Genomic DNA, 11,497 nt, shown 5'->3' on the forward strand with positions numbered 1-11,497 from the left:
GTGAGTGCGGAGCACGACACCCTCCGGCTGGCGCTGGGTGGATACGTCCTGGGCACACTGCCCGCGGCGGAGAGTGAACAGGTGCGCGTCCACCTCGCGGAATGCGACGCGTGCCGCGCCGAGCACGTCCGGCTGGCGGGGCTGCCCGCGCTGCTGGCGACGGTGACCGCGGCCGAGGCCGAAGCCGCGGGCGGAGCGATGCCGGCGGCCGGCACCGACCTGGCCGACCGGCTGGTGGCCCAGGCGGCCGAGAGTGCGCCGATCTCGCCGCCCGCACGACCTGTGGTGTCGACACCGCAGGCGGGTGTGCTGGAGAGCCTGCTGCAGCGGGCCGCGAACCGGCGGCGCAGGAGCCGGCGTCTGCAACTGGCCGGTGCCGCCGCCTCCCTGACGTTCGTCGCGGCGGCGGTCGGCGGCACCTGGCTGGCGGCTGTCGGCTCCGTGACCAGCGAGGCGACGCCGCCCGGGGCGACCGCGCCGACCGCCTCGCGCACGTTCTCCGGAAGCGATCCCGTCACCGGCGTCTCCGCCTCGGTGCAGGTCTACCCCTCCGCCTGGGGCAGTGTCCTGCAGGTCCACGCCAAGGGGGCGCCCGCCGGAATCACCTGCCGGCTGCAGGCCGTCGGGCCCGGCGGTGCCAGGTCGGACGGTGCCACCTGGCGGGCGGGCGAATACCCTCCCGGCACCATGGTCCAAGGGGCGGTCGCCATGTCCCCGAAGGACATCGAGCACTTCGAGATCCTCGCGGGCGACGGCCGGAAGCTGGTCACCATCCGGTCGTGAGACGCCGACGGCTCCCCCGACCGGCCTGTTCCTCAACCGACTTGACGCACCGGCGTGCCCGCCGTGACGCGACTCGCCATAATTCCGGCAAAAGGTGTGAATGTCTCGAACCGTCGGGTGGGTGTGGTCCGTGGAACCGGGTGAGCGCACCCATGCAGGACCGGTACACCGACCGCCTCGACGTTGCTCGGCGGTCCCTCCCCATTCCGGTCTCCGCACCTCCACGGAAGAGCCAGAAGACCATGTTCGTGACCGATTCGCCCCGCCCGAGTCCACTGCCCGGCCAGCCCTGCCGCCACCAGGCGCTGCTCACCCTGCCCGCGCAGGAGGCGCACGTCTCCGCCGCCCGTCACTTCGCGGCCGATCTGCTGGAGACCTGGAGCGTGCCCGCGAACGAACGGGACTCCGCCGTTCTCATCGTCGACGAACTGGCCGCCAACGCCGCCCAGTACGGCCGTGAGCGCATGACCCTGTCCCTCGCCCTCGACCACGGCACCCTGCACATCGTGGTCACCGACTCCGGCACGACAGTGGAGCGCCGTCACCGCGACACGGCTCCCGACGAACACGGCCGCGGCACCGGCATCGTCCAGTACCTCGCCCAGTCGACCGAGGTCCACCAGACGCGCAGCGGCCGCGAAGTCCGCGCCTGCCTGAGGTGCTCGGCATGACCGGCCCGGGCGACCCGGGACACCCGGTCACCGGACGACCCCGCGAGTGGGCCTTCGCGGCCCACAAGCCGTGCCCTGTCGACGACTGCCCGGGACCGGCCCGGGTCCCCATGCGGTCCACCGCGCGCCCATCACCCGCCGATCACGGCGATCTCGGCGATCATGGCGATCTCGGCCATGGTCCGGCGCTGTGCCGACGCTGTGGCACCGGCCTCCGTCCCGGCCTGCAGCCCGGCGGTGGCTGATCGCGCAGTTCCCCGCGCCCCTGAAAAAACTCAGCTGCGGGCAGGCGTGCCGCAGGGCGGCACGGGTGGGCGCTGGGGTCCCCCGGCCGAAGGCTGGGGGAGGCACCCTGCCGGCGCCGGTAAGCGAAACCCCCGCCCCCCGCCCCCGGGCCCCTACCCCTTCAGCTCCTCGTAAGCCTCGGCGCTGCTGTCCCGCAGGAACTGCCAGCACCGCTCGTACTCGTCCTTCTCACCGATCTCCCCGGCGCCCCGGCCGAGCGCAGCGAGACACCGCAGGAAGCCCTGGTTGGCCCGGTGCTCCCACGGCACCGGCCCGTGTCCCTTCCAGCCGGCCCGGCGCAGGGAGTCCAGCCCCCGGTGGTAGCCCGTGCGCGCGTACGCGTACGACTCGACGACCGCGCCGCGCCCGAACGCCTCGTCGGCGAGCAGCGCCCAGGCGAGGGAGAAGGTCGGGAACTTCGCGGCGACCTCGACGGGAGCCAGCGACTCCTCGTCCAGCAGGCGGTACGCCTCTTCGTTCGAGGGCAGATACGTCGGTTCCGGGCCACCGAGCAGGTTCTTGTGCGTCGTCATGGCGCCAGTCTGCCACCGCCGGCAACCGCGCCCGGCGCCCCGCCGTCTTCCTGAGCGCAGACCGCCGACCCGTACGCGACGGCAGGGGGGAGCACCCGTGCGTGATCCGATGTCCGGCGGGCAGCCGCCGGAGGCCCGCGTCCTGGCCCGGTTCCTGACCGCCGACCCGGAGCAGTGGCCGCGGCTCGCCCCGCGGGTGACGGAGGCGGTCGGGATGGCGACGCTGGAGCGGATCGTGCACGCCACGGCCGCCCGGATCGGCGGGTTCGGCACCGTGACGGACGGCCCGGACGGGCTGATCGTGTCCGGCAGCACCGGTCGGGTCAGGGCCTGGGCCCAGGTGGCCCCCGACGGCGAACTCACCGGGCTGCGCATCGAGGGCGCCCCCTACACCCCGCCCAGGCGCCGGCTCCCCGCCCACCTCGCCTGGACGGTCTGCCTCGTCCTGGTCGCCGCCTGGAACGTCCTGATCCTCTGGACGGCCGCCGACCGCACCGCCTGGACCGCCGACCTGGCGACCCTCGCCGCGTTCTACGTGGTCGTCGAGGGCTGCGGCGCACCGGCGATGCAGCCCCGCCCGCTCCGCCGCGCGGTCGAGGCGGGCGCCGTCGCCGCCGTCGCCTCGGCGTGGCGGCTGCCGGGGCTGCCGGCCGGAGACGGTCTGTTCGGTCTCGCCGTCGGGTTCGTCCTCCTCGCGGCGGCCGGGTGGCTGGTCGCCGCCGCCCGGCTGCACCGCCGCCGGGCCCCGCTCTCCCGGCCGCTGCGGTTCCCGCTGGAGGGCGCCTGGTACGTCGTACAGGGCGGCGGCCCGGCGGTGAACCACCACGCCCGGGTGCCGGAGCAGCGCGCCGCCCTCGACCTGGTCGCGCTCGGGCCGTACGGCACCCGTACCCGGCCCGGGCGCGAGCCGAGCGCGTACGCGGCGTACGGGCGGCCGGTCCGCTCCCCCTGCGACGGCACGGTGGTCTCCGCGGCCGACGGCGTCGCGGACCAGCGCCCGGGGGAGATCCGCTACCAGCCGCCGTACGGCAACCACGTGTTCCTGGACACCGGCCGGGAGATCGTGAAGCTCGCCCATCTGCGTCCCGGCTCGGTGACGGTGGCCGAGGGGGACACCGTCCGGGCGGGGCAGGTCCTCGGCGAGGTCGGCAACAGCGGCAACAGCACCGAGCCCCATCTGCACCTGCACGCGGAACGCGACGGGCTCGGCCTCGACCTGGAGTTCGAGGGGGTGCCCGGGCGGCTGTACCGGGGGCGGACGGTCCGCGGCTGAGCGGAGCGGCGGGACAGGGGCCGCGGGACAGGGGCCGCGGGACAAGAGGTCTCCGGACGGAGGCCTCCGGACGGGCGCCTCCGGCGGGCGGGCCTTGCCGGATCCGGGTTACGTTGCGGAAGATGCCGGTGGGGACCGGGGCCCCCGTGTCGGCATCGGCAGGGGCGGACCGCTACCCGGAGTACTACAGGAGACAGCGATGTCCCAAGAGGCTCTCGAAACCAACGAGCCCGAGACCCCGCATCTCGACTTCGCCGGCACGACGCCCTACGAGGACTACGTCCGGGCGGACGTGCTCACCCACCTCCAGCACACCCTCTCCGACGATCCCGGAGAGATGGTCTTCCTGGTCACCACCCAGGTGATGGAGCTGTGGTTCACCGTCATCGTCCACGAGTGGGAGACGGCCGCGGCGGCGCTGCGCGGCGACGACATCCCCACCGCGATCGCCGCGCTGAAGCGTTCCACCCGCGAGCTGGAGGCGCTGAACGCCTCCTGGAAGCCGCTCGGCCAGCTCACCCCCGCCCAGTTCAACTCCTACCGCTCCGCCCTCGGCGAGGGCTCCGGCTTCCAGTCGGCGATGTACCGGCGGATGGAGTTCCTGCTCGGCGAGAAGTCCGCGTCCATGCTCGTCCCGCACCGCGGCGCGCCCCGCGTCCACGCGGAGCTGGAGAAGGCGCTGCACGAGCCGAGCCTGTACGACGAGGTGGTGCGGCTGCTGGGGCGGCGGGGGCATCCGATCCCGGACGCGGTGACGGTGGAACGTGACATATCACTGCCCTATACACCTTCCGACGCCGTCGAGGCCGCCTGGACCGCCGTCTACGCCACCGAGGGCGACGCCGGCGCCGACGCCGAACTCGCCCGCCTCGGCGAGGCGCTGACCGACGTCGCCGAGCTCGTCTGGCGCTGGCGCAACGACCACCTGGTCGCCACCCGCCGTGCCATGGGCGCCAAGCCCGGCACCGGCGGCTCGGCCGGGGTCGCCTGGCTGGAGAAGCGCGCCCGCAAGAACGTGTTCCCCGAGCTGTGGACGGCGAGGTCCCATGTCTGAGCTGATCCTGAGGGCGGAGAAGCAGGACGCGGCCGACGAACTGGCCGCCGTCCGCGACCGTTTCGTCCTCGACGAGGTCGTCTATCTCGACGGCAACTCGCTCGGCGCCCTGCCCGCACACGTCCCCGGCCGGGTCGAGGACGTCGTCCGGCGGCAGTGGGGCGAGCTGCGCATCCGGTCCTGGGACGAGAGCGGCTGGTGGACGGCGCCGGAGCGGATCGGCGACCGGATCGCCCCGCTGGTCGGCGCGGCGGCCGGCCAGATCGTGGTCGGCGACTCGACAAGTGTCAACGTCTTCAAGGCACTTGTTGGCGCGGTACGCCTCGCGGGGGAGGGCCGCGACGAGATCCTCGTGGACGCGACGACCTTCCCCACGGACGGCTACATCGCCGAGTCGGCGGCCCGGCTGACGGGCTGCACGCTGCGCCCGCTCACGCCCGCCGAGGTCCCGGCCGCGCTCGGCGACCGTACCGCCGCCGTACTCCTCAACCACGTCGACTACCGCACCGGGCGCCTCCACGACCTGCCGTCCCTCACCGCCGCGGTCCGCGCGGCCGGGGCCGTCTCCGTCTGGGACCTGTGCCACAGCGCGGGCGCCCTGCCGGTGGGCCTCGACGAGCACGGGGTCGACCTGGCGGTCGGCTGCACCTACAAGTACCTGAACGGCGGCCCCGGTTCACCGGCGTACCTGTACGTCCGCCGTGACCTCCAGGACCGCTTCGACTCCCCGCTGCCCGGCTGGAACTCGCACGCCGAGCCCTTCGGGATGCGGCCGGTGTACGAGGCGGCCCCGGGTGCGGTGCGCGGCCGCGTCGGCACCCCGGACATCCTCTCCATGCTCGCCCTGGAGGCGGCGCTGGAGGTGTGGGAGGGGGTGCCGGTGACGGCCGTACGCGCCAAGTCGCTCGCCCTGACGGACTTCTTCCTGGAGTGCGTCGAGGCGTACGTGCCGGCGGGCCGCGTGGAATGCGTGACCCCGGTGGCCCACAAGGAGCGCGGCAGCCAGATCGCGCTGCGCTGCTCCGACGCCGGGGACGTCATGAAACGGCTGATCGAGCGGGGCGTGGTCGGGGACTTCCGGCACCCGGACGTGCTCCGCTTCGGCTTCACCCCGCTGTACGTCGGTTTCGCGGACGTGGAGCGGGCGGCGCGGGTGCTGGGAGAGGTGACGGGAACGGCCCTCGCCTAGCGACATGGCGACATAGTGATCCCCGGGCAACGGCCGGGACGGTACAGAACCGAGCAATCCTCACCGTGCGTGACATCCGCGTGTCCCCGCACGTCACCGGCCTGATACCGTCCCGGCCAACGGCCGATTTCCCCACCTGGTCCGCCAACACAATTACGTCGCTGAGAGGTTGGAGCATGCCGGACGACGACGCAGCAGCCCGGGACGCCGCCGAGGAGGAGTCGGCCTTCTCGCACCCGCATGTCGCGCCCGACGTCACGGCCGCCTACGGCGACCACCCCGACCAGGTGATCGACTTCTACGCCCCGCGCACCGACGAGCCTCTGGTCCCGCTGGTCGTGGTCCTGCACGGCGGCGCGTGGCGCGCACCGTACGACCGCGGCCACATCACCCCGTTCGCCGACTACCTGGCCCGGCGCGGCTTCGCGGTGGCCAACGTCGAGTACCGGCGCGGTGCCGTGCTCCCCGCGCAGGGCGGTACGGCCCCGGTGGCGGGCCGCTGGCCGGACACCTTCGACGACGTGGCGGCGGCGCTGGACGCCCTGCCGGCCCTGGTCCGCGAGGCGGTGCCGCGGGCGGACCTGCGGCGCACGGTCCTCGCCGGTCACTCGGCGGGCGGCCACCTGGCGCTGTGGGCGGCGGCACGGCACGTCCTCCCGGCGGACGCCGTGTGGCGCACCTCGGGCCCCGCGCCGCTGCGGGGTGTCGTGGCACTGGCCCCGATCGCGGACTTCGCGATGGCCGAGAAGCTGGACGTCTGCGGCAACGCGGCGCTCCAACTCCTGGGCGGTGAGGAGAAGTTCACCGACCGTCAGCACTATGCCGACCCGGCGCTGCTGCTCCCGACCGGTATCGCGACCACCCTGGTGCAGGGCCGCACGGACGTGGTCGTCCCGCAGGCGGTCGCCGAGTCCTACGCGGAGGCGGCGGCCAAGGCGGGCGAGGTGGTGGGCCTGACGCTGCTGGAGGAGGTCGGCCACTTCCCGCTCATCGACCCGGCGGCGGACGCCTGCGCGGTGGTGGCGGAGGAGATCGCCCAACTGGCCTGGTGAGCCGACTGGTCCGGTGAGCCGACTGGCCTGGTGAGCCAACCGGTCCGGTGAGCCGACTGGCCTGGTGAGCCCGGCCGGTCCGATGACGGGGCGCCCTTGAGCCTCCGGACCCCTGAGCCTCCGGACCCCTAAGTCTGCTTCCCCCACATACCCGTAGTACCTGAGAGCTACCTGCAAGGTGAGTTCTCAGGCGGGACGCGAGCGACACGGTCGGCTCCGTAATTTCCCGATCAGGCAAGCCCGACGGCCGGGCGGACTGAGCGGGGGGACCGACCATGACGGCGGCGACGGGGGAGCGGCGGAGGCAGGACCGGGCGCTCTGGCGCGGGAGGTTGCGCCGCACGCTGCTCGCCGCCCTCCTCACCGTCGCCGTGGTCCTCCCCCTCTCCGCGGCCGTCCGGCCCCGGATCCCGGCCCCGCCCCCCGCCGCCCTCCCCGCCCGCCTCACCCCGGCCACCCTCGCCACCGCCTACGAGGCCAACCGCGAAGACGCCGCCGAGGCCGCCCGGATGGCCGCCGACCACGGCGACACCTCCCGCGCCGCCGTCGACCGCGCCCTCGCGTCCCCGGCCCGGCGACTCCTCCGCTTCGACGGCCGAGGCGGCGGCCAAGTCACCGAGGTCTTCGGCGACTTGACGCACGCGACCCGCATCGCCGTGCTCGTCCCCGGCTCGGACACCACTCTCGACACGTACGCCCGCTTCCGCGCCACGGCCGTGTCCCTGTACCGACGCCTCACCCAGGAGGCACCCGGCGGCACCCGCACCGCGGTCATGGCCTGGCTCGGCTACCGGACCCCCGCCACCATCAGCGCCACGGTCCTCACCCCGGGACGGGCCGGCCAAGCCGCCCCGCACCTGCGCGAGTTCATCCGCGAATTGCGCACCCTCACCGCCCCCGGGCCCGCGTCCGTGGCGCTCCTCTGCCACTCCTACGGCACGGTGGTCTGCGCCCGCGCCGCCCCCACCCTCACCGGTCTCGGCGTCACCGACATCGCCCTGGTCGGCAGCCCCGGCACCGGCGCCGACTCGGCCGCGGACCTGCACACCTCCGCCCGCGTCTGGGCGGCCCGGGGAGCGGACGACTGGATAGCCGAGGTCCCGCACCTGCAAGCCGGCCTCTTCGGCACGACCGTCGGGTTCGGCACCGACCCCGTGTCCCCGGCCTTCGGCGCCCGTGTCTTCGCGGCGGGCCCCGGCGGCCACAGCGACTACTTCACCCCGGGCTCGGCCTCCCTGGCCAACCTCGCCCGGATCGTCCTCGGCGAGACAACGGAGGTCACCCGTGCGTAGGACACCGACGCTCAGCCTGTCGAACCCCATGGGCCCCGTACGACACCTCGCGCGCCGCGTGGAGGACTCCACGCCACCCGACCGCGACCGAGCCGTGGACGCCCTCCGGGCGTGTGCCGTCCTCGGTGTGGTCCTCGGTCACTGGCTGGTCACCGCGCTCGTGGCGGACGGCGGCACGCTGCACACCAGCAGCCCTCTCCAGCACCTGCCGTGGCTGGCCCCGATCTCCTGGGTGTTCCAGACCCTGGCCGTCTTCTTCCTGGTCGGCGGCCATGTCGCCACCCGCGGCTACGCCTCGGCACAGGCCAAGGGCACCCCCTACCACCGCTGGCTGACGGCCCGTCTGTCCCGCCTCTTCACACCGGTGGCCGCGCTCCTCGTCCTGTGGACGATCGCGACCACCGCCCTGCTCCTCTCCGGCACCGACGCCACCACCGTCCACACCCTCGTCAAGCTCGCGCTGTCCCCGCTCTGGTTCCTCCTCGTCTTCGCGGCGCTGACGGCGGCGACCCCGCTCGTCGCCCGGCTCAACCCGCTGTGGCCGCTGGCCGTCGTCCTTCACGTGGACCTTCTCCGTTTCGGCTTCGGCGCCCCGGCCGGCCTCGGCTGGGTGAACCTGGCGGCGGGCTGGCTGGTGCCGTACACCCTGGGCGCCGCCTGGGCCCGCGGCGAACTGGACCGTCCGCGCGCAGGCTGGGTCCTGCTCCTCGGCGGTACGGCGGCGACGGCCGGCCTCGTCGCGTGGGCGGGCTACCCGGCGTCGATGGTCGGCGTCCCCGGCTCGGCCGTCTCCAACCTCGACCCGCCCACCCTGGCGGCCGTCACCTTCGGCCTGGCGCAGTGCGGCCTCGCCCTGCTCCTGCGCGAGCGGCTGCGTCGTGCGATGCGCCGCCCGCTCGCCTGGGCGGCGGTGGCGCTCGTGAACCTCTCCGCGATGACGATCTTCCTCTGGCACCAGACGGCCCTGATGGCGACCACGGCCACCGGCCTGCTGCTCGGCCGCCTTCCCGGCCTCCACACACCCCCCGACGGCCTCACCTGGGTCGCGGCCCGCCTGCTCTGGCTGCCGGCCTTCGCCCTGACGCTCGCCGTCTGCTGGGCGGCGTTCCACACCTACGAGCGCGGCCGCCCCCGGATCCGCTCGCGCGTCGTCCGGACCCACCCCTCGTCCGATCGGGCGACCCCGGCGGGAGCCCGCCGTGTCTAGGCTGATCGCTGTGACGGAGACGGGGACCCGGCGGCCGGAGTGGATCGGGATCGACCGCGTACTGCGCTGGCTGCGGATACTCCGCGGCGACCTGTGCACCGTCCGCCTCGACCCGCTGCCCCCCTCCGTATGGCTGCGCTGGCTGCCGCACGGCGTGCTGTGCCTGGCGGCGTTCGGCATCACGCTCGGCGGCATCGCGCAGCTCTCGGACAACGGGCACCTGGGTCCCGGTCTCGCCTCCCTGCTCGGTTTCGCGCCGGGCGGCGCCGTGGTCCTCGCGATGTGGCGGCCCGTCCCGGCGTGGTGGCTGTCGACGGGGGCCATGCTGGTGGGCGCCCTCGCGCTGCACGGCCGGCTGGGCATGACACCGGGGGTCTTCTTCACCTGGCCCTGGACCACGGCCGGGATCATCGCGCACCTGCTGGTCCTGCTGCTGCTCACGCTGCGGGTCCGGGCCCGGGTGGCCGTCGAGGCCCTGGCCGTGACCGTGGTGGTCACCTGGCTCCTCGACGGCGTCTGGGGTGCGCCGCCGCACCAGTCCACCTCGGTGCTCACCGTCGTCCTGGCCACGATCGTCGTGGCGCTCGGCACCGCGCTGCGGGGCCGCCGCGAGGCGCGGGCGGAACTCGGCCGCCAGGCCTCGCTCACCGAGGAGGAGCGGGCCCGGCGCACCCTGCTGGAGGAGCGCAGCCGGATCGCGCGCGAGCTGCACGACGTGGTGGCCCACCACATGTCGGTCATCTCCATCCAGGCACAGGTCGCCCCGCACCTGGTGGAGAACCCGTCGGACGAGCTTCGCGAGAACCTCGACGGCATCCGGCACAACGCGCTGGAGGCGCTGACCGAACTGCGCAGGGTGCTGGGCGTCCTGCGTTCCGAGAGCCCCGACGAGGACGCGCCCGAGGACCCCGGCACCGGTCCGCACAGCCCGCAGCCCACCCTGGACCGACTGGACACGCTGGTCGAGAACACCAGGGCGGCCGGTCTGACCGTCACCGCCCGGACCAACGGCGAGCGGCGGCCGATGCAGTCGGGCGTGGAGCTGTCGGCGTACCGGATCGTGCAGGAGGCGCTGAGCAACGTTCTGCGGCACGCGCCGGGGGCGACCGCGCATGTCGAGATCGAGTACATCCCCTACGGACTCCTGGTGTCCGTGGAGAACTCCCGGCCGACCAGGCCCGCGCCGCCGTCGCCGGGCGCCGGGCACGGACTGCTCGGCATGCGGGAGCGGGCCGCGATGCTCGGCGGGTCGGTGACGGCGGGCCTCCGGCCGGACGGCGGCTACCGGGTCTTCGCGGAGCTCCCGGCCGCCGCTCCCGGCGTCCGCCTGGTGCCCGACCCCGCCTCGGACCCCACCACCGGCACCACCCGTGCCCCCGACCCGAAGGACGACCACGCATGACGAGCAGCAACGGCAACCCCATCCGCGTGGTCATCGCCGACGACCAGCAGATGGTCCGGCAGGGTTTCACCGTGCTGCTCAACGCCCAGCCCGGCATCGAGGTGGTCGGCCAGGCGGTGGACGGTCTGGACGCGGTGGCCAAGGTCGCCGAACTCACCCCGGACGTCGTTCTCATGGACATCCGCATGCCCGAGCTGAACGGCATCGAGGCCACCCGCCGGATCACCGGCGAACGCCCGTACATCAGGGTGCTGGTGCTCACCACCTTCGACCTGGACGAGTACGTGTACGAGGCGTTGCGGGCGGGCGCGTCCGGGTTCCTGCTCAAGGACGCGTCCGCGGACAAGCTGGCGGAGGCGGTGCGGGTGGTCGCGGCCGGTGACGCGCTGCTCGCGCCGGGCGTCACCCGGCGGCTGATCGCCCAGTTCTCCCAGCTGGACGGGGGCGGGGTACGGGCGCCGCTGAAGGTGCGCGTCGGTGATCTGACCGAGCGCGAGACGGAGGTCCTCACCCTGATCGCGCAGGGCCTGTCGAACGCGGAGATCGCCGAGCGGCTGGTGGTCGCCGAGCAGACCGTGAAGACGCATGTGGGCCGCATCCTGGTGAAGCTGGGCCTCAGGGACCGCACCCAGGCCGCGGTGTTCGCCTACGAGTCCGGGCTGGTACGGCCCTCCGGCCGCTGACCGGCACCGGCTTCCCGCTGCTCTGCGACGTACCTGTAGTACCTGAGGAGGATGCCCGAGGACCCACCTCACT

The 11,497-nt window shown here is 74.0% G+C and carries 11 protein-coding genes; 10 read left to right on the forward strand and 1 reads right to left on the reverse strand.

The features are described from left to right. Together ACFWPQ_RS09760 and ACFWPQ_RS09765 are read left to right on the forward strand one after the other, a co-directional pair. Nucleotides 1-783, forward strand: coding sequence for a zf-HC2 domain-containing protein (locus ACFWPQ_RS09760; protein WP_384031728.1), 783 nt, complete (start codon nucleotides 1-3; stop codon nucleotides 781-783). Nucleotides 784-1,025: 242 nt separating this feature from the next. Continuing rightward, the gene (locus ACFWPQ_RS09765; RefSeq protein WP_384031730.1) at nucleotides 1,026-1,454 is read left to right on the forward strand and encodes an ATP-binding protein; all 429 of its coding nucleotides are present in this window, start codon (nucleotides 1,026-1,028) and stop codon (nucleotides 1,452-1,454) included. A 398-nt stretch (nucleotides 1,455-1,852) separates the two neighbouring features. Here ACFWPQ_RS09765 and ACFWPQ_RS09770 read toward each other — a convergent pair whose 3' ends face one another. After that, nucleotides 1,853-2,272 carry a DUF3151 domain-containing protein gene (locus ACFWPQ_RS09770; RefSeq protein WP_384031732.1) on the reverse strand — a complete coding sequence of 140 codons (420 nt, stop codon included), beginning with the start codon at nucleotides 2,270-2,272 and terminating at the stop codon, nucleotides 1,853-1,855. Between the two features lie 97 nt (nucleotides 2,273-2,369). On the opposite strand from ACFWPQ_RS09770, the gene ACFWPQ_RS09775 reads away from it, so the two are divergent. The 8 genes from ACFWPQ_RS09775 (at nucleotide 2,370) to ACFWPQ_RS09810 (ending at nucleotide 11,424) form a co-directional block, all read left to right on the forward strand. After that, nucleotides 2,370-3,545 carry a M23 family metallopeptidase gene (locus ACFWPQ_RS09775; RefSeq protein ID WP_384031734.1) on the forward strand — a complete coding sequence of 392 codons (1,176 nt, stop codon included), beginning with the start codon at nucleotides 2,370-2,372 and terminating at the stop codon, nucleotides 3,543-3,545. A gap of 199 nt (nucleotides 3,546-3,744) precedes the next feature. Further along, nucleotides 3,745-4,599 carry a tryptophan 2,3-dioxygenase family protein gene (locus ACFWPQ_RS09780; protein WP_384031736.1) on the forward strand — a complete coding sequence of 285 codons (855 nt, stop codon included), beginning with the start codon at nucleotides 3,745-3,747 and terminating at the stop codon, nucleotides 4,597-4,599. Further along, on the forward strand, nucleotides 4,592-5,788 hold the full coding sequence (gene kynU, locus ACFWPQ_RS09785; RefSeq protein ID WP_384031738.1) for a kynureninase: 1,197 nt from the start codon (nucleotides 4,592-4,594) through the stop codon (nucleotides 5,786-5,788). Before ACFWPQ_RS09780 ends, kynU begins: the two co-directional genes overlap by 8 nt. A 176-nt stretch (nucleotides 5,789-5,964) precedes the next feature. Further along, nucleotides 5,965-6,840 carry an alpha/beta hydrolase gene (locus ACFWPQ_RS09790; protein WP_384031740.1) on the forward strand — a complete coding sequence of 292 codons (876 nt, stop codon included), beginning with the start codon at nucleotides 5,965-5,967 and terminating at the stop codon, nucleotides 6,838-6,840. A 275-nt stretch (nucleotides 6,841-7,115) separates the two neighbouring features. Next, nucleotides 7,116-8,132, forward strand: a complete 1,017-nt coding sequence (locus ACFWPQ_RS09795) for an alpha/beta hydrolase (RefSeq protein WP_384031742.1) — start codon at nucleotides 7,116-7,118, stop codon at nucleotides 8,130-8,132. Between the two features lie 28 nt (nucleotides 8,133-8,160). Continuing rightward, complete coding sequence (locus ACFWPQ_RS09800; protein WP_384031928.1) at nucleotides 8,161-9,339, forward strand: acyltransferase; 1,179 nt, start codon at nucleotides 8,161-8,163, stop codon at nucleotides 9,337-9,339. A gap of 10 nt (nucleotides 9,340-9,349) precedes the next feature. After that, nucleotides 9,350-10,741, forward strand: a complete 1,392-nt coding sequence (locus ACFWPQ_RS09805) for a sensor histidine kinase (RefSeq protein WP_384031744.1) — start codon at nucleotides 9,350-9,352, stop codon at nucleotides 10,739-10,741. Further along, complete coding sequence (locus tag ACFWPQ_RS09810; protein WP_384031746.1) at nucleotides 10,738-11,424, forward strand: response regulator; 687 nt, start codon at nucleotides 10,738-10,740, stop codon at nucleotides 11,422-11,424. Before ACFWPQ_RS09805 ends, ACFWPQ_RS09810 begins: the two co-directional genes overlap by 4 nt. Nucleotides 11,425-11,497: the final 73 nt, after the last annotated feature.

This window comes from Streptomyces sp. NPDC058464 (assembly GCF_042721035.1).
Lineage (GTDB): Bacteria > Actinomycetota > Actinomycetes > Streptomycetales > Streptomycetaceae > Streptomyces.